24 protein-coding genes and 1 riboswitch are annotated in these 21,135 nt (G+C 65.9%); of the genes, 15 read left to right on the top strand and 9 right to left on the bottom strand.

The window, feature by feature from the left end; translation table 11 throughout:
- Window positions 1–256 precede the first annotated feature (256 nt).
- Window positions 257–604 (top strand): hypothetical protein, encoded by a 348-nt coding sequence (locus ACFXHA_RS25150; RefSeq protein ID WP_379360776.1) that lies wholly within the window; start codon window positions 257–259, stop codon window positions 602–604.
- Here ACFXHA_RS25150 and ACFXHA_RS25145 read toward each other — a convergent pair.
- A complete protein-coding gene (locus ACFXHA_RS25145; RefSeq protein WP_379360774.1) occupies window positions 588–1,031 on the bottom strand; it encodes a YdeI/OmpD-associated family protein in 444 nt (147 codons plus the stop codon). The genes ACFXHA_RS25150 and ACFXHA_RS25145 overlap by 17 nt on opposite strands.
- A 323-nt stretch (window positions 1,032–1,354) precedes the next feature.
- Between ACFXHA_RS25145 and ACFXHA_RS25140 the strand changes: the two genes are divergently transcribed.
- From ACFXHA_RS25140 to ACFXHA_RS25115, 6 genes are all read left to right on the top strand, one after another.
- Window positions 1,355–5,095: a nitrate reductase subunit alpha gene (locus ACFXHA_RS25140; RefSeq protein WP_379360772.1), complete on the top strand. Its 3,741-nt coding sequence runs from the start codon at window positions 1,355–1,357 to the stop codon at window positions 5,093–5,095.
- An 11-nt stretch (window positions 5,096–5,106) separates the two neighbouring features.
- Window positions 5,107–6,807: a nitrate reductase subunit beta gene (gene narH / locus ACFXHA_RS25135; protein ID WP_379361588.1), complete on the top strand. Its 1,701-nt coding sequence runs from the start codon at window positions 5,107–5,109 to the stop codon at window positions 6,805–6,807.
- A complete protein-coding gene (locus ACFXHA_RS25130; protein ID WP_379360770.1) occupies window positions 6,804–7,022 on the top strand; it encodes a hypothetical protein in 219 nt (72 codons plus the stop codon). Before narH ends, ACFXHA_RS25130 begins: the two co-directional genes overlap by 4 nt.
- Window positions 7,019–7,699 (top strand): nitrate reductase molybdenum cofactor assembly chaperone, encoded by a 681-nt coding sequence (narJ, locus tag ACFXHA_RS25125; protein ID WP_379360768.1) that lies wholly within the window; start codon window positions 7,019–7,021, stop codon window positions 7,697–7,699. The genes ACFXHA_RS25130 and narJ overlap by 4 nt, the downstream gene beginning before the upstream one ends.
- Window positions 7,696–8,430, top strand: a complete 735-nt coding sequence (gene narI / locus ACFXHA_RS25120) for a respiratory nitrate reductase subunit gamma (RefSeq protein ID WP_379360766.1) — start codon at window positions 7,696–7,698, stop codon at window positions 8,428–8,430. Before narJ ends, narI begins: the two co-directional genes overlap by 4 nt.
- A gap of 105 nt (window positions 8,431–8,535) precedes the next feature.
- The gene (locus ACFXHA_RS25115) at window positions 8,536–8,835 is read left to right on the top strand and encodes a hypothetical protein (RefSeq protein ID WP_379360764.1); all 300 of its coding nucleotides are present in this window, start codon (window positions 8,536–8,538) and stop codon (window positions 8,833–8,835) included.
- Between the two features lie 16 nt (window positions 8,836–8,851).
- Here the strand turns inward: ACFXHA_RS25115 and ACFXHA_RS25110 are convergent, their stop codons facing one another.
- The 6 genes from ACFXHA_RS25110 to ACFXHA_RS25085 all read right to left on the bottom strand — a co-directional run bounded on the left by ACFXHA_RS25110 (window position 8,852) and on the right by ACFXHA_RS25085 (window position 14,652).
- Window positions 8,852–9,430 carry a hypothetical protein gene (locus ACFXHA_RS25110; protein ID WP_379360762.1) on the bottom strand — a complete coding sequence of 193 codons (579 nt, stop codon included), beginning with the start codon at window positions 9,428–9,430 and terminating at the stop codon, window positions 8,852–8,854.
- 98 nt (window positions 9,431–9,528) lie between these two features.
- Window positions 9,529–10,833, bottom strand: a complete 1,305-nt coding sequence (locus tag ACFXHA_RS25105) for a DoxX family protein (RefSeq protein WP_379360760.1) — start codon at window positions 10,831–10,833, stop codon at window positions 9,529–9,531.
- Window positions 10,834–10,967: 134 nt separating this feature from the next.
- Window positions 10,968–12,311, bottom strand: a complete 1,344-nt coding sequence (locus ACFXHA_RS25100; protein ID WP_379360758.1) for an acyltransferase family protein — start codon at window positions 12,309–12,311, stop codon at window positions 10,968–10,970.
- Window positions 12,308–13,246, bottom strand: a complete 939-nt coding sequence (locus ACFXHA_RS25095) for an SGNH/GDSL hydrolase family protein (RefSeq protein WP_379360756.1) — start codon at window positions 13,244–13,246, stop codon at window positions 12,308–12,310. Before ACFXHA_RS25095 ends, ACFXHA_RS25100 begins: the two co-directional genes overlap by 4 nt.
- 93 nt (window positions 13,247–13,339) lie before the next feature.
- Window positions 13,340–14,251, bottom strand: a complete 912-nt coding sequence (locus ACFXHA_RS25090; protein WP_379360754.1) for an SGNH/GDSL hydrolase family protein — start codon at window positions 14,249–14,251, stop codon at window positions 13,340–13,342.
- Between the two features lie 11 nt (window positions 14,252–14,262).
- On the bottom strand, window positions 14,263–14,652 hold the full coding sequence (locus ACFXHA_RS25085; protein ID WP_379360752.1) for a hypothetical protein: 390 nt from the start codon (window positions 14,650–14,652) through the stop codon (window positions 14,263–14,265).
- 260 nt (window positions 14,653–14,912) lie between these two features.
- Window positions 14,913–15,050, top strand: a riboswitch (cobalamin riboswitch).
- A gap of 39 nt (window positions 15,051–15,089) precedes the next feature.
- Here ACFXHA_RS25085 and ACFXHA_RS25080 point away from each other — a divergent pair.
- The 6 genes from ACFXHA_RS25080 (at window position 15,090) to ACFXHA_RS25055 (ending at window position 18,559) form a co-directional block, all read left to right on the top strand.
- Window positions 15,090–15,302, top strand: coding sequence for a CbtB-domain containing protein (locus ACFXHA_RS25080; RefSeq protein ID WP_379360750.1), 213 nt, complete (start codon window positions 15,090–15,092; stop codon window positions 15,300–15,302).
- Window positions 15,303–15,324: 22 nt separating this feature from the next.
- Window positions 15,325–16,164, top strand: coding sequence for a CbtA family protein (locus ACFXHA_RS25075; protein WP_379360748.1), 840 nt, complete (start codon window positions 15,325–15,327; stop codon window positions 16,162–16,164).
- Window positions 16,161–16,733 (top strand): histidine phosphatase family protein, encoded by a 573-nt coding sequence (locus ACFXHA_RS25070; protein ID WP_379360746.1) that lies wholly within the window; start codon window positions 16,161–16,163, stop codon window positions 16,731–16,733. The genes ACFXHA_RS25075 and ACFXHA_RS25070 overlap by 4 nt, the downstream gene beginning before the upstream one ends.
- Before the next feature lie 535 nt (window positions 16,734–17,268).
- Window positions 17,269–17,775 (top strand): hypothetical protein, encoded by a 507-nt coding sequence (locus ACFXHA_RS25065; protein ID WP_379360744.1) that lies wholly within the window; start codon window positions 17,269–17,271, stop codon window positions 17,773–17,775.
- 31 nt (window positions 17,776–17,806) lie between these two features.
- Window positions 17,807–18,181, top strand: coding sequence for a hypothetical protein (locus ACFXHA_RS25060; RefSeq protein ID WP_379360742.1), 375 nt, complete (start codon window positions 17,807–17,809; stop codon window positions 18,179–18,181).
- A 12-nt stretch (window positions 18,182–18,193) separates the two neighbouring features.
- Window positions 18,194–18,559, top strand: coding sequence for a hypothetical protein (locus ACFXHA_RS25055; RefSeq protein WP_379360740.1), 366 nt, complete (start codon window positions 18,194–18,196; stop codon window positions 18,557–18,559).
- Window positions 18,560–18,569: 10 nt separating this feature from the next.
- On the opposite strand, the gene ACFXHA_RS25050 is transcribed toward ACFXHA_RS25055, so the two are convergent.
- Window positions 18,570–19,106: a hypothetical protein gene (locus ACFXHA_RS25050; RefSeq protein WP_379360738.1), complete on the bottom strand. Its 537-nt coding sequence runs from the start codon at window positions 19,104–19,106 to the stop codon at window positions 18,570–18,572.
- 140 nt (window positions 19,107–19,246) lie between these two features.
- Between ACFXHA_RS25050 and ACFXHA_RS25045 the strand changes: the two genes are divergently transcribed.
- Window positions 19,247–19,747 (top strand): hypothetical protein, encoded by a 501-nt coding sequence (locus tag ACFXHA_RS25045; RefSeq protein ID WP_379360736.1) that lies wholly within the window; start codon window positions 19,247–19,249, stop codon window positions 19,745–19,747.
- Here ACFXHA_RS25045 and ACFXHA_RS25040 read toward each other — a convergent pair.
- On the bottom strand, window positions 19,744–20,172 hold the full coding sequence (locus ACFXHA_RS25040; RefSeq protein WP_379360734.1) for a hypothetical protein: 429 nt from the start codon (window positions 20,170–20,172) through the stop codon (window positions 19,744–19,746). The genes ACFXHA_RS25045 and ACFXHA_RS25040 overlap by 4 nt on opposite strands.
- 106 nt (window positions 20,173–20,278) lie before the next feature.
- On the opposite strand from ACFXHA_RS25040, the gene ACFXHA_RS25035 reads away from it, so the two are divergent.
- Entirely contained in the window at window positions 20,279–21,133 is an 855-nt protein-coding gene (locus ACFXHA_RS25035; protein ID WP_379360732.1) for an aldo/keto reductase, read from the top strand.
- The last annotated feature ends 2 nt before the right edge of the window (window positions 21,134–21,135 follow it).

Genomic DNA, 21,135 nt, shown 5'->3' with positions numbered 1-21,135 from the left:
GGGGAGGGCTCAGATGGGTCTCGATGCGGATCGGTCGACTGCGGACGATTCTGTGCCGCACACGCAAATTCCGTCCGGCACTATGGAGTCTGGTGCTCCGCGCAAGTATGTCGCTCCGCGCAGGGCTGAGCGCAGGGCTGAGCGCAGAGCCAACGGTGCGCTTCCGGACGATGGCGACACCCAGCGGCGGCCGGCCCCACCACCGGTCACGCAGCGCCGGGTCCGGCGCTCTCAAGTTCCACCGCCCCCGACCCCCATGCCGAACTCGGTCCGTGCGGCACAGGTGATCTCGTTCCTGTTCGGCGGGCTCGGGTTACTGATCTCGATAGTCGTGGGACTCGTCTCGGGAGGCGATCATGCCGCCGCCACTACCGGAAGATTCGTGCTCCCAATGATTCTCGCGATGCTGGCTTTCGGCTTCGGGAGCGCCGGCAACGGCCTCCGAGGCACGGCGGCCGCCGTCGCGACGCTCGAGGCGTTCCGCTCCCTGGGCAGTGTGGTGACGAAGCAGCCGCCCGGCTTCCTCGGCGTTGTCGCCTGCGTCGCCATCGTCTGCGCGCTGATCCAGCCCAGTGCGGCGGAGTGGTTCAAGCGCCCCCGGTGAGGGATTCGACGATCTTGGTGATGCGCCGTACGCGGGTTTCGGGCTTCTTGGCCTCGGTGACGCCGGTGACATGTTCGCGGCGGTTGGTGTAGGAGAGGGCGTCGAAGGCTTCGCGGGCGCCTGCGGTGGCGAGGGCGGCGGCCAGGTCGTCGGGGATGGTGACGGTGCGTTCGGCGGTGTCGCGTTCCAGGGTGACGGTCACCTGGTCGCCGGGGCCCTTGCCGAGTTCGGTGCGGATGGCCTTCAACAGGCCGAGGCAGGGGCCCGAGCCCATATCGGCGATGGACCCCCGGTAGGCGATGCCGTCGAAGGTGGCCTGGACGGGGATGCGACCGCCGCCGCCGAGGGCCTCGATGATTTCCGGCGGTACCGGGATGTGCGCGCCGCCCCCGCGAGCGGTCTCGATGACTCCGTCGAATCGCTGCATGAATGCACCATATAGCGATCTTCCAGCTATCCGAAGGTGTGTTAACAAATATTAAGTAAGCGAGAACCGACCGTTTCGGAAGCATCACCGCAGTGCCCCGGAAGCACCTTCCCGCGTATGTATTTCCGCACAAAATTCACTGTTTCCCCAGGTCGCCACCGAGTGTGACACGCATTGCCGCTACCCCCTGGTGACCGGAAGATTTCTTGGATCTCACAGCTCACAAAGTTCCTCCGAGCATTGTGAGAGAACCGTTTTGATGCCTCCCCCGACGTCCCTACAGTCGAGCCAGCAGCCCGATTTTCCAGCTCGAAGGGGGCGTTATGGCTATCTCGCAGAACGGACACTCGTCCGCCGATGCGCTGCTTCGACTGGGGAAGTACTTCAACCGCGGCGAAGTTTCCGACGATCTGCGCACCCTGCATCAGGTAGGTGGGCGTGAGGCGGACGAGTTCTACCGCGAGCGGTGGTCGCACGACAAGGTGGTGCGGTCCACGCACGGCGTGAACTGCACGGGCTCGTGCTCGTGGAAGATCTACGTCTCCGACGGCGTGATCACCTGGGAGTCGCAGCAGACCGACTATCCGAGCGTCGGCGCGGACAAGCCGGAGTACGAACCGCGCGGTTGTCCGCGTGGCGCGTCGTTCTCCTGGTACACCTACTCCCCGGCCCGCATCCGCTACCCGTACGTGCGCGGCACCCTGCTGGAGATGTATCGCGCCGCGAAGGACAAGCTCAAGGATCCGGTGCTGGCGTGGGGGTCCATCGTCGAGGACCCGGAGCAGGCCACGGCCTACAAGTCCGCGCGCGGCAAGGGCGGGTTCGTGCGGGCGGAATGGTGGGAAGCCGCCGAGATCGCCGCCGCTGCACACGTTTACACGATCAAGCAGTACGGTCCGGACCGGGTGGCGGGGTTCTCGCCGATTCCGGCCATGTCGATGGTGTCGCACGCGGTCGGGGCGCGGTTCATCTCGCTGATCGGCGGCTCGATGCTGTCGTTCTACGACTGGTACGCCGACCTGCCGGTCGCCTCCCCGCAGGTGTTCGGTGATCAGACCGACGTGCCCGAGTCCGCGGACTGGTTCGACGCCGGATACCTCATCATGTGGGGCTCCAACGTCCCGGTGACGCGAACCCCGGACGCGCACTACATGACCGAGGCCCGCTACCGCGGCCAGAAGGTCGTGGTGGTCTCCCCCGACTACGCCGACAACACCAAGTTCGCCGACGAATGGGTGCCCGCCCGCCCGGGCACCGACGCCGCGCTGGCCATGGCTATGGGCCACGTGGTGCTGCGAGAGTTCTTCATAGAGAAGCAGACTCCGTACTTCACCGACTACGTCAAGAAGTACACCGACCTGCCGTACCTGATCACTCTCGACGAGCACGAGGGCGGCTGGTCCACCGACGGCGACTACTCCGGCCACACCTTCACACCCGGCAAGTTCCTCACCGCCGCCGATCTCGGCCACACCGGCGAGGGTGTCGAGCATCAGACGGTGCTGCTGGACGCGGACGGTATTCCGCAGGTGCCCAACGGCTCGCTCGGCCATCGCTTCACCGAGGCGGGCAAGGGTCGCTGGAACCTGGACCTCGGGGACACCGATCCCCTGTTGACTCTGCACGGGCGCACCGATGATGTTGCGGCCGTGCAGTTCCCCCGCTTCGACGGGCCCGCCGGCGAGCTCGAGGACGGCGGTTCCCCCGTCCTCACCCGCGGCGTGCCGACCACCGTCATCGCGGGGCGTCGGGTGACGACGGTGTTCGATCTCCTGCTGGCGCAGTACGGAGTAGCCCGGTCCGGCTTGCCCGGCAGCTGGCCGACCGGCTACGACGATGCGACTCAGCCGTACACGCCCGCCTGGCAGGAATCGATCACCGGCGTCCCCGCCGTCCAGGCCGAACGCATCGGCCGCGAATTCGCCGACAATGCGGAGAAGTCCAAGGGCCGCTCCATGATTCTCATGGGCGCGGGCACCAACCACTGGTTCCACTCGGATCAGATCTACCGCAGCTTCTTCACCCTGACACTGCTCACCGGCTGCCAGGGCGTGAACGGCGGCGGCTGGGCCCACTACGTAGGCCAGGAGAAATGTCGCCCTGTGACCGGTTGGGCCACACTGGCTTTCGCCTCCGACTGGCAGCGCCCACCGCGGCAGATGCAGGGCACCGTGTTCTGGTATCTGACCAACAACCAGTGGCGCTACGACCCGTTCACCAGCGAAACCTTCGCCTCGCCGCTGGCCAAGGGGCAGTTCGCCGGACGCACCGCGGCCGACAACATCGCGCTCGCTTCACGTTTGGGCTGGATGCCCTCGTATCCGACCCTCAACCGCAACCCCCTGGACCTCGTCGACGAGGCCGAGCAGGCGGGTAAGCCGGTCGCGGATTACGTTGTGGACGGCCTGAAGTCGGGTGATCTGCGGTTCGCCTGCGAGGATCCCGACGCCCCCGAGAACTTCCCGCGCGTGCTCACCGTGTGGCGTGCCAACCTGCTCGGCTCCTCCGGCAAGGGCAACGAGTACTTCCACAAGCATCTCCTCGGCGCGGACTCCAACCTGCAGACCGGGGAGACCACCGGCATCCGCCCGCAGGAACTGGAATGGCGCGACGAGGCCGCGACCGGGAAGCTGGATCTGCTGCTGTCGCTGGACTTCCGCATGACCTCCACGACCCTGTTCTCCGACATCGTCTTCCCCGCCGCCACCTGGTACGAGAAGCACGACCTGTCGTCGACCGACATGCACCCGTTCGTGCACGCCTTCACCCCGGCCATCTCGCCGCCGTGGGAGGCCAAGACCGACTTCGACGCCTTCCACCGGATCGCCCGCGGCTTCTCGTGGCTGGCGGAAAAGCATCTGGGTGTGCGCAAAGACGTAGTGGCGGTCCCGTTGCAGCACGACACCGCCGATGCGCTCGCGCAGGCCGGTGGCAGGGTGCTGGACTGGAAACACGGTGAGTGCGAACCGATTCCGGGTGTCACCATGCCGAAACTCGTGGTGGTCGAACGCGATTACCCGAATGTCGCGGAGAAGATGGCCGCGCTGGGACCACTGGTCGAGACGCTGGGCCTGACCACCAAGGGCGTCACCACCCTGCCCGATCAAGAGGTGGAATATCTGCGCGGCGTCAACGGCACCGTGGTTTCCGGTATCGCGCAGGGCCGCCCGTCGCTGGCCAAGGACATCCATGCGGCCGAGGCGATCCTGTCCCTGTCGGGCACCACGAACGGCCGGCTCGCGGTGGAAGGGTTCCATGCGCTGGAAAAGCGCACCGGAACCGAGCTGGCCGACCTCGCCGCCGAGCATGAGGGTAAGCGAATCACCTTCGCCGACACCCAGGCTCGGCCCGTCCCGGTCATCACCTCACCGGAATGGTCCGGCAGTGAGACCGGCGGCCGCCGCTACTCCCCCTTCACCATCAATGTCGAGCGCAACAAGCCCTGGCACACCCTGACCGGACGTCAGCACTTCTACCTCGACCACGACTGGATGATGGAACTCGGTGAGCAGCTGCCGATCTACCGGCCGCCGCTGGATATGACCGCCTTGTTCAGTGAGCCGGGCATCGGCAAGGTCAGTGACAACGGTGTCACCGTCCGCTACCTGACCCCGCACTCGAAGTGGTCGATCCACTCCGCCTACCAGGACAATCTGCACATGCTGACCCTCTCCCGGGGTGGTCAGGCGATCTGGATGTCGGACAAGGACGCCGCGAAAATCGGTGTCGCCGACAATGATTGGATCGAGGCGATCAACCGCAACGGCATCGTGGTGGCGCGCGCGATCGTGTCGCACCGCATGCCCGAGGGCACGGTGTTCATGTACCACGCCCAGGACCGCGCGGTGAACGTGCCGCGCATCGAGGGCGCGGCGGATACCAAGGTGGGCAAGGGTAAACGCGGCGGCATCCACAATGCGCTGACCCGCATCATGATCAAGCCCTCGCATCTCATCGGCGGTTACGCACAGCAGTCCTTCGCCCTGAACTATCACGGCCCCACCGGAAATCAGCGCGACGAGGTCACGACCATTCGTAAGCGCTCGCAGGAAGTTGAGTACTGATCATGCGTGTTATGGCACAACTGGCCATGGTCATGAACCTGGACAAATGCATCGGCTGCCACACCTGCAGCGTCACCTGCAAGCAGGCCTGGACCAACCGCTCGGGTACCGAGTACGTGTGGTTCAACAATGTGGAAACTCGTCCGGGACAAGGCTATCCGCGTCGTTACGAGGACCAGGAGAAGTGGAAGGGCGGCTGGACCCTCGACAAGAAGGGCCGGTTGACCCTCAAGTCCGGGTCGCGGTTGAAGCGGCTGCTCAATATCTTCGCCAACCCTGATCTGCCCACCGTGTCGGACTACTACGACCCGTGGAGCTACGACTACGACACGCTGCTGTCGGCCCCGCAGATGGACACCACCCCGGTGGCCCGGCCGAAGTCGCTGATCACCGGCGAGGACACCAAGGTCACCTGGGGTGCGAACTGGGACGACTCGCTGGGCTCCGGCCCCGAGCAGGTCGGCAAGGACCCGTTGCTGGCCAAGCTCTCCGAGCAGGTCAAGCTCGAGTTCGAAGAAACCTTCATGTTCTACCTGCCGCGCATCTGCGAGCACTGCCTCAACCCCTCGTGCGCCGCCTCGTGCCCGTCGGGCGCGATCTACAAGCGCGCCGAGGACGGCATCGTGCTCGTCGATCAGGACAAGTGCCGCGGCTGGCGGCAGTGTGTGACGGGCTGCCCGTACAAGAAGATCTACTTCAACCACAAAACGGGCAAGGCAGAGAAATGCACGTTCTGCTACCCGCGCGTGGAGGTCGGCATTCCCACCGTCTGCTCGGAGACCTGTGTCGGACGGCTGCGCTACATCGGCGTCATGCTCTACGACGCCGACAAGGTCCTGGAGGCCGCGTCGGTCACCGATGACAAGGACCTGTACCCGTCGCAGCTGGGCGTGTTTCTCAACCCGCACGATCCGCGCGTGGTCGCCGAGGCCGAGGCCGCCGGGATCTCCCCGGAATGGATTGCCGCCGCGCAGGATTCGCCGATCTACAAGCTGATCGTCGAGTACCAGATCGCGCTGCCGCTGCATCCGGAATACCGGACCATGCCGATGGTCTGGTACGTGCCGCCGCTGTCGCCGGTGGTCGACACGCTCACCCAGACCGGCCACGACGGGGAGAACCACAACAATCTCTTCGGCGCGATCGACGCACTGCGAATCCCGTTGGAGTACTTGGCCGAATTGTTCACCGCCGGTGAGATCGGCCCGGTGCGTGCGTCTCTGCAACGCTTGGCGGGCATGCGTTCGTTCATGCGCTCGATCAACCTGGGCCAGGAACCCGACCTGTCCATCCCGGACGCGATCGGCCTCGAGCCCGAGGAGATCGAGGCCATGTACCGGCTGCTGGCCATCGCCAAGTACGAGCACCGCTACGTGATCCCGTCCGGCGCGACTTCCAAAGCCCACGAACTGGATTCACTCGCCACCGGCTGCTCCCTGGACACCGACGGCGGCCCCGGCATGACCGCCTTCGACTACATGGCCGAGAAGTTCCACCTCACCGACACCAACGGTGCCGCCTCGCCCGAACAGAAGAGCAATCGCATCAACCTGCTCAACTGGGACGGCAAAAGCACCTCGGGGTTGGTGCCCACTACCGCCAACGGCAATGGCGCCGCTGGTAATGGCAACGGCGCCAATGGGAATGGGCACCACTCCACCGAGATCGACACCCCGTCGATCGAACCCGAGCCCACGGGAGCGGCGCGATGAGCCTGCTGCGATTCCGGCGGAACCGACCCGCCGTCACCTCTCACGATCACGACCGGCATCGGGCCTGGCGGCTGGAAGCGCTGCGGCTCGACTACCCGAAGGCGCACACCGTGGTCGCCGAATCCGATGCCGCAGCAACGCTCGACGCAGCCGATGCCACTACTGTGCTCCACGGGGCCGATCCCGCGTCGGAGCCCGCGGGGGCCGCACGATGAGTCTGCTGAAACTGCGGCGGCGGCCCGAACCGGCCGTGGCCATGAACGATCGGGATCGCCGCCTGGTGTGGCGGCTGGCCGCGCTGCTGCTCGACTATCCGAGCGCGCAGACGCTGGCCATGCTGGACGAACTCGACGCCGCCGCAGCGGAATTGCCGGAGACGGTGCGTGCGCTGCTGGCCGGACACCTCGCTCACCTGCGCGCCGGTGAGCCGATCGCGCTCGCGCAGGAGTATGTCGAGACCTTCGATATGCGCCGCCGCGCCAGCCTGCACCTGAGCTACTACGCCTACGGCGACACCCGCAAACGCGGCATGGCGCTGTTGCGTTTCAAGCACGCCTTCCGTCACGCCGGGGTCGAACTCGGCGATGAGGAACTCCCCGACCATCTGCCCGTGCTGCTCGAATTCGCCGCCACCGTCGACCCCATCGGCGGCGAACGACTGCTGGGCGAACACGTCCCGGTGCTGGAACTGCTGCGGTTGTCGCTTTCCGACAGCGGATCTTCCTACGCCGGGGTGCTGGCGTCGGTGGTGGCGACCCTGCCACCGGTCACCACCGCCGACCGCCGGCGCATTGCCGAACTCGCCGCCGAGGGCCCACCCGAGGAGGAGGTCGGCCTCGACCCCTTCGCCATGGATCCGCTCGCCTTCACCGGACAGGAGGCCCGCCGATGAGCTCCGCGCTCTGGCTGATGCTGCCCTACATCGCCTTCACCTCCTTCGTGCTCGGCCATCTGTGGCGCTACCGCACCGACCAATTCGGCTGGACCACAAGGTCTTCCCAGATCTACGAGTCCCGGCTGCTGCGGCTGGGCAGCCCGCTGTTCCACTTCGGCATGCTCGGCGTGATCGGCGGGCACGTGCTCGGCGTGCTCATCCCGCAGTCCTGGACCGAGTTCGTCGGGATCTCCGAGGAGACCTACCACGTGGTGGCCGTATCGGCGGGATCGGTTGCGGGAGTGGCGGTTATCGCCGGGATCAGCATTCTGATCTACCGCCGCATCAAGTTCACCGCCGTGCGCCAGGCCACCACCACCAATGACAAGGTCATGTACGTGCTGCTGGCGGCGGCGCTGATCACCGGCCTGCTCAATACCTGGGGCAGCAATCTGCTGTGGGGCACCTACAACTACCGCGACACGGTCTCGCCGTGGTTCCGCAGCCTGTTCACCCTGCACCCGCATCCGGACCTGATGGTCGGCACGCCCTGGACCTTCCAGGTGCACGGCCTGATCGTGTTGTCGCTCATCGGTTTCTGGCCCTACACGCGCCTGGTGCACATGTTCTCCGCCCCGGTCGGGTACCTGGTCCGGCCGTACGTGGTCTACCGGGCCAAGCCGCAGAAGTCGGCCGACAAGACCCGCTACGCCCGCGCCTGGGAAACGCCGTCCATTCCGCGTCGTTAGGGAGTCGGCGGTCGTCGAATAGTGCGTGGCGGACCGCACCGACCTTTGTTATTGTTCGCCCCGGCCCGACCGACCGGTCGGGCCGGGTTTGTCCTCGGGGGATCCATGTTCAACTGGTATGTCATCCTGCTCGCCGTCAGTGGCGCGATCATGCTCGCGCTGGCCGTCGTCCAGCAGGGGCAGAGCAGCACGTCGCGCACCATCAACGGCATCTTCGGCGCGGGCTACCTCTGCTACGCCTTCTACCTGGCGTTCCTCTTCGACGGTGACTCCTACCTGGTGTTCTTCCAGGCATTCATCGTCCCGGTCGTGGTGGTGGTCAACTTCTTCCGCAACCGCACTCCGAAGCCGAAACTGACCGACACCCAGAAGGCGTGGCGCGAGCACCAGCGCACCCAGCAGTAGACAGCGGGTGACGCCGCTAGCGTGCGGCGTATCCGACTCCCTCGACGTTGTCGACGACGTCCCCGCGCAGGACCGCGATGGCTTCGCGCGTGGCCTCGGTCGGGTTGTCCTGCGCCAGTAGCTCTTCGAGGTAGGCGTCGGGCTCGAGCAGGCGCAGGGCGCGGCGGGCCAGGGTGTGGACGCGGCGGGGCAATTCGACGCGAACGGCCTCGATGTCCCCGGGCTGGATGTGACCGGGCTGGTACGGGTCCAGCCGCACCGACCACAGCTGTTCGGGGGCCTCGGGCAGGCCCTCCCCGCTCAACAGGCCCGGACCGGTGGCAGCCTCGATCGCGATGGGCGACAGGCCGAGTCGCTCGTTGCGCCGGTTGTGGAACTCCCACCAGGCGGTCGGAGTGGCCCAGGAGCCCAAGCCGAAGGCGAGCACCTGCTGACCGCCGGTGAAGGTGCGGAAGATACGGGTCCGGGTCACGGTGGCCACACCCTCCGGCTGCACCCGCACCCAGGTCGGTTCGGCCCCCTCAAACCCGTACGGCTGCAGCAGCTTCCCCGTGTCGCGCATCAGGCGGCGCAGTGCCGAATCCGGTTTGACCATCCCCGCAGACTAGCGGCGGGAACCGACAGGGTCCCGCACCCGACCTATCCGCGCAGGACACGGCGCGTCGCCGGGACACGCCGCGTTCGGGTGGGAGGTCAGCGGAGGTAGGGCACCGGCTGAACCCAGTGGAAGCCGCGGGAGACCAGCTGGAATCGATCGAGGTCGCGGCGGGTCAGGGTCATGCGCACCGGGCGGCCCGAGAGGCGGCCGTCCAGTATCAGATGATCGGTGTCCGGCTGCTCGTAGGTCAGCGTGGCGATCGGCCACAGGTGCGCCGGATCCCGGGTGATGGTGATCGTGTGCCGGTCGGTGTCGATCAGCACCGGCAGGTCCTGCAGCGCATCGTCCGGGCGCTGGGTGGTGACAGCCTGCGGAAGGTCGAAGATGATGCGCCGCAGGCGATCCCCGGGATTGCCGCTGTAGTCGGTGACATCCCAGATGCCGTAGAGCGCCGAGTGCGGACGGCCGTCACCGTAGTGCGCCCAGGCGTCGTGGCCCTCGGACACGGTGGTGCCCAGCAGCCACACCCCGATCAATACCTGGGCGGCCAGCAGGATCCGGTGCGCGCGCACGCCCGTGACCAGCCCCTCGGGCTTGCGCACCGGCACCGCGCGGCCGATCAGCGCCCGCAGGATCCGCACGATATCCGGGGCCGCGAGCACCACCGCGTACACCAGCAGCTGGAACGCGAACAGTTTCACCAGCACATCGAAGGTGAGATTGAGCAGGAATACCTGCGCGGCCACCACCACCGCCAGCACGGCACCCACGCCCGCGGTGATCGGCAGGATCAACAGCAGACCGGCGGTGACTTCCGCTGCACCCAAGGCCATCTCGTACGGTTGCGACGACGCGGTCTGCGACCACAGCACCGCCATCGGGCTCATATCCCCGAACGGTTCCACCAGCCGTTCCAGGCTGAAGGCCATCTGCGAGGGCAACAGTTTGGTCATCCCGTACAGCAGCAGCGCGCCGACCAGCGCGAAACGCAGGATCAGCCGGAACCAGCCGTAGAGGCGCGCGTAGTTCGGCCGGGCGCGATCCAGCACCGACCAGACGGCCGTGATCGGCACCGCGATGAGCAGCCAGGTGAATGCCGACACCCAATTCGCCGCCGTATCACCGCTTCCGGTAGCAGCCCAGCTCACCCGGGTACCGAAGACATGCTCGCCGATCCAGTCGGTGAGCGGATGCAGACTCGTCCACTCGGCGACATCCAGCACCGTCTGCGTGGGTACCCCGAGCGAGCGCAGCAGCGCGTGAAACACCAGCACCCCGGCCATACCGACGCCGAGCACCACGAACCCGTATCGGAAAACCATGCGGAGCAGCGGATTCCAGCGCTGCTCCGAGGTCTCGTCCGTCTCCTCGGTCGCCTGGACGACCAACTCCGCAACCACGCCGTTCCCTCCGTCACCGCCACAAAGTCCTTGCGGCGGTGAACGTTAGGTCGGCGGCCGGTGGGCCGGTACCCGGTAAATCCGGTGCCCCGACGGGTGTTGGCACCACACCCGGTGCCCCGGGAATCGGGGCGTCAGCGGCGTTTGGGGCGGGCGAAGCGGCGCATGATCGGCAGGTCCACCCAGTGGTAGAGCACCGCGGCCAGGGCCATGGAGACCGCCATGCACAGCACCGAGAATCCGGCCCAGCCGAGAATGCCGAACTCCTTGCCGCCGATGAGGTATCGGGTGACCACGACCATCACCGGGAACTGGATGAGATAGAAGGCGAAGGACACATTGCCCAGCCACACCACCCACCGATGGGAGCTGATGCCACGGATTCCGGCCAGATCCCGGGTGGCCATGGTGGCGACCACCGCGGTCATCGGGGCGAGCATCAGCGCCGACATCTTGAAGTTCACCGGCACCACCCAGGTCGCCGCGAAGGAGATGGTCAGCGCGATCAGCGGCCAGGTGAGTTTGGTGTTGCGCCAACGGCCTTCGACCACCATGCGGGCAGCCAGCACGCCGAGGAAGAACTCCGGCAGGCGCGAGAGCGGGAAGGTGTAGCTCAGCCAGTAGGAGCGGGCCACCGGGATGTCGGGCTGCTGGAACCAGGCCGGGGAGGCGTGCAACTCGTAGTGCGGCGAGACATTGCCGGGCACCAGGCGCGGGGCGAACGCGTTCGCGATACGCGAGGACGAGAAGGCCTCCGACAGGCTCGACGGGCCGTTCACGAACAGGAAGTACGAGGTGTGCAGCGCCAGAATGCCGAACATGAGCAGGCCCGCGGCCAGCATCAGCCGGTGCGTCGGAATGCGCATCACCAGCGGCAGGACCAGCGGAAAACTGAAGTAGAACAGCACTTCCGCCGCCAGCGACCAGGACGGCACGTTCAGGCCGCCGACCGTCGTCCACTTCGGCACCCAGGTGTGCACCAGCAGCAGGTTCGGCACCCACACCACCAGGCGATGCAGCGGCACGCTCGCGGCCACGATGAACGCGGCGGCACCCAGCAGATGCGTCGGCCAGATCTTGAACACGCGCCGCCGGTAGAAGTCGCGCATGCGCATGCCCGGGCGGAACGACCAGTAGATGATGAACCCGGACAGCACGAAGAAGAACGTGACGCCCGCGGCCCCGAGCTGCATGGGGATCCACTCGTGGATGTGGCGGAACAGCTCCGACTTCTGGAACGGGTAGACCGGCAGGAACACCAGCGCGTGCAGCACGAAGACCGCGAACGCCGCCCACCAGCGGCCGCCGGTCAGCGACGGCAGGGCCGGCCGGCCGCGCTGGGTTGATTCCGGGGGTGTTTCGACGGGCCGCGGCGGGGCGGTCAGTATCGGCGAGATCGGCTGGGCGGCAAAGGCTTCCGTGACACCCGGCGCGGCCTGCGCGCGGGTCCCCGGCATGACTTCGGGTGGACGGGTCATCGTGCGTACCTCTCGTACAGTGCGTTGGCGATCACCGCGTCGCCCTGGGGAGCCGGGTGGAAGGGCAGGCCCGCGAGATTGATCTGCGGGTCGAACACCCCGTTGACCCACTGCTGCGGTGTGCACAGTCCGTGTCCGGCGGTGAGCGCGCGCGAGTCGAGGAACTCGACCTGCGCCTGCGTGGCCGCCTCGCGTTCCGCCTGGTCCATGCGGTTGAAGTACTCGACAACCGTGCGGCCGTTGGGCTGGATGAAACCGAGTCCCGCGAGGTCGACGCAGATGGCGTCCGCGTCGGGCCGGAACAACTCCGGGTAGCCGACGATGACGATGTGCGCGGCGGGGGCGTAGTACCTGATATAGGTCACGACCTTGCTGATGCGCGCGGCGTACTCGGCGCCGGTGATGGTGTGCGGGTCGGCCATTCGGCCTTCGGTCACCGCGTCGGGGCCGCAACCGCCGGTGACGTCGTAGAAGCAGCTCTCGGTCGACTTCCAGGGGGACAGCTCGGCGTCACCCCACTGGTCGTTGAAGCCGAATTGCACCGTGACCAGCTTGGTGGCGGGCCCGAACGCGCCCGCCTTGGCGGCATTGGCGGCCTGGACGGTCAGCGTGTAGCTGTCACCGCCCGCGATCGCCGCGCCGGGACAGGACTGATTCCAGACCTGATCGCTGTCGCCGGGCAGGCCCATCAGCGCGCTCAGCTGCGCGGGCCAGGCCGTGTCGCCGTGATCGCACTTCTTCTCGCTGGAGAACGGGGTCCAGCCGTTGGCCGAGAACGAATCGCCCAGGATGACAAGCTGTTTGCCGGCCGGGGCCGGATCCTTGCCGGCGGCGGTCGAATCGGCGTGCGCGCCCGCGGTTCCCGTCATGGCCGCTGCGATGGCCACGACCGCGGCGCACAGCGAAGCCGATGCGCCTGGGAAACGGAACTTCATGAAACCCTCGAATCGCAAATTGAACAGTGAGTCTTTCAGTTTTGCGCGGAGTGTACAGAGACGAGTGGTGGACGTGAGATCCGTTGCGGTGGATCAGTGTCCGAATCGGTCGTAAACGGCGTTGGCGACGACGGCGTCACCCTGACTCGACGGATGGAAGGGCAGGCCGTCGATATCGGTGTGCAGGTCGAAGACCCCGTTCAACCACGGCTGCGACGAGCAGAGACCATGGCCGGTAGTGAGCGCGCGGGCATCGAGGAAGTCGATACCCAGCAGCTGAGCCGCTTCGCCCTGCGCCTGTTGGATGCGGTCGAGATACTCCACCACCGCGCGGCCGCGCGGATTGACGAAGGGCGCGACCCCCAGAATATTCAGACAGACCGTGCTGCTGCCCGGCGTGAAAAGCTCCGGGTACCCGACGAATACGATGCGCGCGTTCGGCGCGTAGTACTTGATGTAGGTGACCACATTGCTCATACGTTTGGCCATCAGCGCACCGGAGACACCGTTGAAATCGGTCATCCGGCCCTGGTCCACCGCATCCGGATCACAGCCGTCGACGAGGTTGAACACGCAGTTCTGCAGCGAATTCCACAGCGTCTGATCGGATTTGCCCCACTTGTCGTTGAGTCCGAACTGCAGGGTCACCAGTCTGGTGTTCGGGCCGAAAGCGCCCTCCTTGTCCGCACGCTGCGCCTGCTGGGCCATGGTCCAGCCGGGGCCGCTGTCGATCGACGCTCCCGGGCAGGACGGGTCGTCGACCGCGTCGGTGCCGTACACGCCCATCAGCTTGGCCAGTTGCACCGGCCAGGCCGTGCGGCCGTGCAGGTTGCAGTCGTCCCGGCCGGTGAAGTGGTCCCATTCGTTCGCAGAGAACGAATCACCCAGCACCACAAGTTCTTTCCCGGCGGGAGCCGGATCGGCTCCCGCACCGCCCGCGGCCGTCACCGACGCCGCGAGCGCCACCGCGGTGACGCACAGCCACCGCACACTGTTGCCTAGCACCACTGTTCCGCTCAGTACCCGGCGCGCGGCTCGAATCCGGGCGCGTCCAAGGTCGGCGGCGCGGCGGGCTTGGGGGCCTGGGTCTGCGGCGCGGGCTTGGGCGCGGCGGGCTGCGGCGCGGCCTGCGCCGGCTCCGGTGCGGGCGCGGCGGGCTCGGTGACGGCGGGCTGCGCGGCGGGCGCCTCCGTGGTCGGGGCCGGGGCCACGGTCGTCGGGGCGGGAGCCACGGTGGTCGGGGCGGGTGCGACGGTCGAGCTGACGACCGCCGAGGTGGTGCCGCCCTGAGACCCGTCGGATGACTTGTCGCTGCCGCACCCGGTTGCCCCCGCGAGCACTATGGCCCCGCCGATCACAGCTGCCGCGGCTCGCACGACGAAAACCCCCGGTGTAGCAGACTTCATGAATTACCTCGCCTCTGAACTGAAGTGCCATCTGTTCACTTCAGCGGGGAGTGTATTCAACCCGCCCGGCCCAGCCACACCGATTCGGAAAACTGCCCCGAATCTTCCGGGCATACGCACCGATTCCGCTGGTCAGCGCGTTCGCGCCGGGTGGAACCCGTCCCAAAGGGCGGACACCGGAGCACCCGGAACGACTCCATCGAACAAGATCGAGGACCGGCCCGGGGGCAAAACGCCCGATTCCATACCGTGGACGCGCGTTTGACCAGTTTGTTCGTGGTTTCGTATCTTTATGTGATCGGCGATTCGTGGAATCCGGTGAGAGTCCGGAACGGTCGCGCCACTGTGAGCACCCCTCGGGTGTGAGTCAGACCCCGGCCGCCGAGATGTCATATCGGCCGAGGGGCGCGAATACCCCTCCCACACTAGGAGTTCCCGTGGCGACGTCCTACGCCCCCCGTTCCGGTCTCGGAGCAGTCTCCCTCTCGATCCCCACCCCCGTATGGCTGATCGGCACCACCCTGGTGGCCCTGCTGGCGATCTACTTCATCGGCATCGACCAGGGCGCCGTCTCGATCTTCGGCAGCGACATGCACGTGCACGAATTCGTCCACGACGGCCGGCACTTCCTCGGATTCCCCTGCCACTAGTCGCGGGAATCGAGTCAGCACAATGGAAAAACGAATCATCGGCCGTGGCGTCCTGTTGGGCGCACTCGGCGGACTTCTCGCATTCATTTTCGCCCGGATCATGGCCGAGCCGATCATCAACCGGGCCATCGACTACGAGTCCGGGCGCGATGACGCCCAGATGGCCTTGGACAAGGCCGCCGGAAAACCCATGGGAGACATGGGGCCCGACCTCTTCACCCGCTCCCAGCAGCAGAACCTCGGCCTGTCCTTCGGCATGATCGTGTTCGGCGCGGCGCTGGGCGGGCTGTTCGCCGTCGTCTACTACCTGGCCATGCGCCGGGTCGGGAAGATCACCGCCCGGAACCTGGCACTGCTGGTGTCGGGCGGCATGTTCCTGACGCTGTACGCGGTGCCGTTCCTGAAATACCCGGCCAATCCGCCGTCGATCGGGCATCCGGACACGATCAAGGAACGCACGGGGCTGTATGTCCTGATGATCGTGCTCAGCGTGGGATTTCTCCTCGGAGCGATCTGGTTGGGCCGCACACTGGCCGCACGCCTGGGCAACTGGACCGCGAGCATCGTCGGGGCGGTGTCGTTCGTCGCGGCCATGGCGATCGTCATGCTGATCCTGCCGTCACTCGGACACCTGTCGGCCAACAAGTCGTTCGGCGACTTCGCCACCGAAACCCCACAGCCCCTGAAGGATCCGACGGGCACCATCGTCTACCCGGGCTTCCCGGCCGACGACCTCTACCACTTCCGCCTGTACTCCTTCACCGCCCAAGCCATCCTGTGGCTCGTCATCGGCGTCGGCTTCGCCTGGCTGGCCCCCCGCCTCCTCGGCGACCGCACCCCCGAAACCACCCCCGCCCCATGAGCGCAGTAACCCGCCTCACCCTGATCACCCACGCGATCACCGACGCCGTCCAGGCCGCCCGCTTCCCCGCCGACGAACCCCTCAACCCCCTGGGTGAGCGTTCCGTCGCGGCCGCGGGCGGCCTGCCCGCCCTCGACCCAACCCTGATCCTCTGCGCCCCCGAACTCCGCACCTCCCAAACCGCGAAAGCTCTCGGCCTATCCGCCACCCCCGAACCCGCACTCCGAGACCTGAACTGCGGCACCTGGTCCGGCAAATCCATGGACGACATCACCCCCGACCACCTGATGTCCTGGCTAACCGACCCCACCCACAACTCCCACAACGGCGAATCCCTAACCGCCCTACTCACCCGAGTCCGCACCTGGCTCGACACCTTGGCCGGATCCGGCGACCGCATCCTCGCCATCACCCACCCCGCCGTAGTCCGCGCAGCAATCCTCACCACCCTGACCGCTCCCCCGGAATCCTTCTGGCGCATCGACATTCCCCCACTGACCGCCACCACACTGCACCACAGAGCTCCCACCTGGACCCTCCGCACCACCGCCCACGCCCTCACACCCTGACCATCGACCGGGCTCTGGCCGAACTCGGAGCCGATCGAGACGAGATGGCCGCGGCCAGAGCTGAAACCGAGAACATCACGCGGGGCACCGTCTGGTTCGAGAAGGCTCCGGCACTCTTGGGCGATCCGCTGTCACTGGAAACCGAAACCTTCGAGCCGGATTCCAAGGGTCGCGTATTGACCCGCTCTTCAACCGTGGACGTGCCTGTTCAGCGAGGTCGTCGAGCACTGTGGCCAGCCGGTCGAAGAGCTCGAAAGCTGGTCTGCCTGTGCGGAGTACATCTTCGCGTTCCCAACCACCAGCCCCGACCCCCGCCACTTCAAAACGACCTTCCAATTCAACCTGCTACACAAGGTGCGCTGGCTCTGACCGTCCCCCAGCCTGTTTCAAGATCAGGGTGTACTCAGTGCGGGAAATTCGGACAATTTCCTCGATGAGTACTCCCTGACCTTGATGCCACGGCCGACCGATTCGGATTGTCCTGATTGTCTGATAGAAACCTCCCGGCATGACTGTTGGTAGTGGAGGGGCCGAGATGGACGAGACGCGGAGTGGGTGGGAGCCGATTGCGCTGCCGCAGGATCAGGTGGGATTCGATGCGGGGCCGGGGTATTGGAGCGGTAGCGGGAAGGCGGTGTGGGCGGCGATCCTGGCGATGGTGTTCGGGGGAATTGTGTTGTCGTTCGGGCTGATAGCGGTGGCCGAGCACCGGCTCCTGAAATTGCCGATCTACGGCTATCTCCTCTTCGCCCTGGTGCTGCTCATCTCGGCGAGCCTCTGCGTCGGCGGCATACTGCTGCTGTTCCGGCTCGCCATCGGCAAATACGCCATCATCGTGACGAGTGCGCTTCTCGTCACCTGGGGTGTCGTCGGCGCAATCATCAGCGGAGACATCACTCGCTCCCCCACGACAACCCTGGTCATCGCGACGATATTCGGCGGCATCGTCGCCCTGAGTGCCAGCAGGACCACGAAGCGCTGGCTGGCCGAGGGACGCGCGGTTCGGGAGCGTAAACGCGTTGTGCGCCATGCGAATGGGTAGCCGGTGGGCCGCTTACTGGCGCGGCAGTGGCATGGCTGTGTCGGCGGCGATTCTCGCCATGATGTTCGGCGGGGTGGTGCTGTCGATTGCCCGTGAGGGCACGATCCACGCCAGGTCTCTATCGGGGCAGATTCTTGCCTTTTTCATGGCGGGGTTTGTTGTCCTGGCCGCCGCCACCCTCTTGGTAGGTGGAGCACTGCTGCTCTTCCGGCTACCCGTCGGCAGGCACGCAATCGTCTGCGCCTGTGGGTTTCTCATTGCCGGGGCCGCCGTAGGCGGCCTCAGCAGGGCGAGCTTCACCGACTCCGCAGGCGACTTCGTCAAGATTCTGGTGATGCTCGGCGGAACCGCCGCGCTGGCGGCGAGCAAATCGACGAAACGGTGGCTGGCGGCCGGGAGGGCGTGAAAGATCGGGAGTATGCGAATCTTCATGCTTCCGATTGCCGTTGGCGCGACCATGATCTTCTTCGCTCCTACCGCGGCTGCTGATTACTCACTCGACAGCGTTTCGATTTCTGCGCCTACCGGGAACTATGGGACCGGGTGTACTTACACGCTCACCGCGAAAGGCATGTACGCGTACTACACCCGGTTCTGGGATAACGGGGTGGCTGTGCCGACCGAAGGTGTAGTCGACGGGTCGGTGATGAATCAGCCTTGGACGCCGACCACGAGCGGGCCGCACACACTCGTCGCGCACGTGAACGGCGACCTCACGGACAAGTCGATCGTGCTCACCGTTGGCAATGGGATCAACCTCGGTAGTGCCTGTATCGGCATGTAACCCGCGAGAATTATTGGGCGGGCAGGGAATAGCCGTAGCCGCGTTCGGTTCCCTGCTCGGCCATCGCGGCTAGGGACGCGAGGGCGCGGGGGTTGGCCCAGCGGGTCGAGATGAAGCCGATGAACATGGTCGCCGCGAGCGGAAGGCCGGCGAAGTCGAAGCCGAGGCCCTTCAAAGTGTTGAGGGCGACGACAAAGAGTAAGAGAACTCCGATCGCCAACTGGACCCAGGCGGTGGCGGAATCGACACTGCGACGGCTGCGTTCGCTGACGATCAACTGGTTCCAGCGGACGACTTCCTCGGGTGACCCGAGAGATGGCAACTGCCGCACACGAACGGCGTCGTAGAACCGGCGCATCTCGTGCCGACCACCGAAACGTTTGCGCGCGTGCGCGATAGCTAGGCCCACGATCGTAGTCAGGATCACGATCAGCGCCGCCCCGAACCAGCCGAGTCCCATCGCCGCTACGTAGGCCGATTCGGCGGCGGTGAGAACGAGGATGACCAGCCACAGCGGCCCGTAGATGAAGTCGCGATAAAGCTTCATGGAAGCCCCCTCCCTTGTTACCCGCCCAGTATTCCATGGACGGGGTACAATCTGCTGCACAATGTGCGCTGGCCCCAGCATGTTTCAAGATCGTCTGATAGAAAGCTCCAGTCACGATCGTCAGTAGTGGAGGGGCCGGGGTGGGCGAGACTCGGGGTGGGTGGGAGCCGATTGCGCTGCCGCAGGATCAGGTGGGATTCGATGCGGGGCCGGGGTATTGGACCGGGAGTGGGAAGGCGGTGTGGGCGGCGATTCTCGGGTCGCTGCTCGGGGCGGGGACGCTGTGGATGCTTGTCCACGGGATTGCGTGGGAGAAGCTGGCGCAGGTGCCGGTGTGGAAGTATCCGATCCTCGCTATCCCGTTCTTGGTGCTCGGGGCATTTCCCGTCGGTGGCTTGCTGCTCCTGTGCCGTCTGCGGCTGGGCAAGATCATGCTGCTCACCGTCACCACGACCGTCACTGTTCTTTTCCTCGAGGAAGCCATCCGCAAGGGAGAACTCAGCCAGGAACCTCGGGCCATCATCGAGATGACTCTGCTGCTGGTACTCATCGCGGGCCTGACGGCGAGTAAATCCACGAAGCGGTGGCTGGCGGGGTCGACCACGGTAGTGCCCGTATCGGGATGTGGGCGCGAAAGTTAATGGGCAGGAAGGGAATAGCCGTAGCCACGGGTGGTTCCCTGGTCGGCCAACGCCGTGAGGGACTCGAGGGCGCGACGGGCGGTTAGGTGGGCCTTGGCGAAGCCGACGAACCAGATTGTGGCGAAGAAAAGCCAGGAGAATTCGAACGGGAGTCCCTTCAGGGCATTGAGCACGATGACGAGCACGATGAGGACCCCCACCGCCAAGTTGAGCCAACCGGTGACGAATTCACCACGTCGGTTGTTGCGTTCGCTGATAATCAGGCGGTTCCAGCGAACGACTTCATCCGGTGAATCCAGCGTCGGCAGTTGCTGCGCGCGGAGGGCGTCGAAGAACCGGCGCATCTCGTCCCTGCCACCGAAATGCTTGCGCCTGCGCGCGACGCCGAACCCGACGATCGGCGCTCCGATCACGACCAGTCCCACAGCGGCCCGTAGATCAACGGACGAACAAGCTTCACGGCTCCCCCTTCACTGCCGGTCAGTATCGCATCGAGAACGGCGTTTCGCAGGAGGCGTAGGGTCCGAGAGCATGACCTTTCTTAGCGGGAGTAGCGGAGTTCCGGAGACCGTGCTGAACGATGGGAAGACGATTCCCTCGTTGGGGTTCGGGGTGTTCCTGGTGGAGGAGGGGGATACCTTCGGGGCGGTCGGTAGTGCGCTCGAGGCCGGGTATCGGCATATCGATACGGCTGCCATCTATGGGAATGAAGCCGAGGTGGGGCGGGCTGTTCGGGAGTCGGGGGTGGGGCGGGACGACGTGTTCGTGACCACCAAGCTGTGGAATTCCGAGCAGGGGTACGAATCGACGTTGCGGGCGTTCGACGCCAGCATGGAGCGGCTCGGGCTGGAGCAGTTGGATCTGTATCTGATCCACTGGCCGGTTGCACAGGCCGACAAGTATGTCGACACGTTCCGGGCCTTCCAGAAGTTGAAGGCGGAGGGGCGGGTTGCCTCGATCGGAGTCTCGAACTTCGGCCGGGCCGAACTGGAGCGGCTGATCGCGGAGACCGGGGAGACGCCGGTGCTCAATCAGATCGAGTTGAGCCCCAACCTGATTCAGGCCGAGCTGCGGGAATTCCATGCCGCGCACGGGATCGCGACCGAGGCCTGGAGTCCACTGGGACGTGGTGCGGCGCTGAAGGATTCGACGATTCTCGGGATCGCACAGGAGGTCGGGCGGACACCCGCTCAGGTGATCATTCGCTGGCATCTGCAGCTCGGGAATGTGGTGATTCCGAAGTCGGTGACGCCCAGCCGGATTCGCGAGAACTTCGACGTGTTCGGCTTCGAGCTGACCGAGGCGCAGGTGAATGCCATCACCGCCCTCGACGCGGGTACCCGCGTCGGCCCGAACCCGGCCACCTTCACCGCGGGACTGCTCTAGGC

Source organism: Nocardia sp. NPDC059240 (assembly GCF_042753865.1).
Classification (GTDB): domain Bacteria; phylum Actinomycetota; class Actinomycetes; order Mycobacteriales; family Mycobacteriaceae; genus Nocardia.
The sequence above is the reverse complement of the archived record's forward strand: the minus strand, read 5'-3'. Positions and strand labels throughout refer to the sequence as shown.

What these genes read in the sequence shown, in the direction of transcription:
- ACFXHA_RS25150 (WP_379360776.1), top strand. Translation starts at nt 257, where the DNA reads ATGCCGAACTCGGTCCGTGCGGCACAGGTGATCTCGTTCCTGTTCGGC.
- ACFXHA_RS25145 (WP_379360774.1), bottom strand. Translation starts at nt 1,031, where the DNA reads ATGCAGCGATTCGACGGAGTCATCGAGACCGCTCGCGGGGGCGGCGCG.
- ACFXHA_RS25140 (WP_379360772.1), top strand. Translation starts at nt 1,355, where the DNA reads ATGGCTATCTCGCAGAACGGACACTCGTCCGCCGATGCGCTGCTTCGA.
- narH (WP_379361588.1), top strand. Translation starts at nt 5,107, where the DNA reads ATGGCACAACTGGCCATGGTCATGAACCTGGACAAATGCATCGGCTGC.
- ACFXHA_RS25130 (WP_379360770.1), top strand. Translation starts at nt 6,804, where the DNA reads ATGAGCCTGCTGCGATTCCGGCGGAACCGACCCGCCGTCACCTCTCAC.
- narJ (WP_379360768.1), top strand. Translation starts at nt 7,019, where the DNA reads ATGAGTCTGCTGAAACTGCGGCGGCGGCCCGAACCGGCCGTGGCCATG.
- narI (WP_379360766.1), top strand. Translation starts at nt 7,696, where the DNA reads ATGAGCTCCGCGCTCTGGCTGATGCTGCCCTACATCGCCTTCACCTCC.
- ACFXHA_RS25115 (WP_379360764.1), top strand. Translation starts at nt 8,536, where the DNA reads ATGTTCAACTGGTATGTCATCCTGCTCGCCGTCAGTGGCGCGATCATG.
- ACFXHA_RS25110 (WP_379360762.1), bottom strand. Translation starts at nt 9,430, where the DNA reads ATGGTCAAACCGGATTCGGCACTGCGCCGCCTGATGCGCGACACGGGG.
- ACFXHA_RS25100 (WP_379360758.1), bottom strand. Translation starts at nt 12,311, where the DNA reads ATGACCCGTCCACCCGAAGTCATGCCGGGGACCCGCGCGCAGGCCGCG.
- ACFXHA_RS25095 (WP_379360756.1), bottom strand. Translation starts at nt 13,246, where the DNA reads ATGAAGTTCCGTTTCCCAGGCGCATCGGCTTCGCTGTGCGCCGCGGTC.
- ACFXHA_RS25085 (WP_379360752.1), bottom strand. Translation starts at nt 14,652, where the DNA reads ATGAAGTCTGCTACACCGGGGGTTTTCGTCGTGCGAGCCGCGGCAGCT.
- ACFXHA_RS25075 (WP_379360748.1), top strand. Translation starts at nt 15,325, where the DNA reads ATGGAAAAACGAATCATCGGCCGTGGCGTCCTGTTGGGCGCACTCGGC.
- ACFXHA_RS25070 (WP_379360746.1), top strand. Translation starts at nt 16,161, where the DNA reads ATGAGCGCAGTAACCCGCCTCACCCTGATCACCCACGCGATCACCGAC.
- ACFXHA_RS25065 (WP_379360744.1), top strand. Translation starts at nt 17,269, where the DNA reads ATGGACGAGACGCGGAGTGGGTGGGAGCCGATTGCGCTGCCGCAGGAT.
- ACFXHA_RS25060 (WP_379360742.1), top strand. Translation starts at nt 17,807, where the DNA reads ATGGCTGTGTCGGCGGCGATTCTCGCCATGATGTTCGGCGGGGTGGTG.
- ACFXHA_RS25055 (WP_379360740.1), top strand. Translation starts at nt 18,194, where the DNA reads ATGCGAATCTTCATGCTTCCGATTGCCGTTGGCGCGACCATGATCTTC.
- ACFXHA_RS25050 (WP_379360738.1), bottom strand. Translation starts at nt 19,106, where the DNA reads ATGAAGCTTTATCGCGACTTCATCTACGGGCCGCTGTGGCTGGTCATC.
- ACFXHA_RS25035 (WP_379360732.1), top strand. Translation starts at nt 20,279, where the DNA reads ATGACCTTTCTTAGCGGGAGTAGCGGAGTTCCGGAGACCGTGCTGAAC.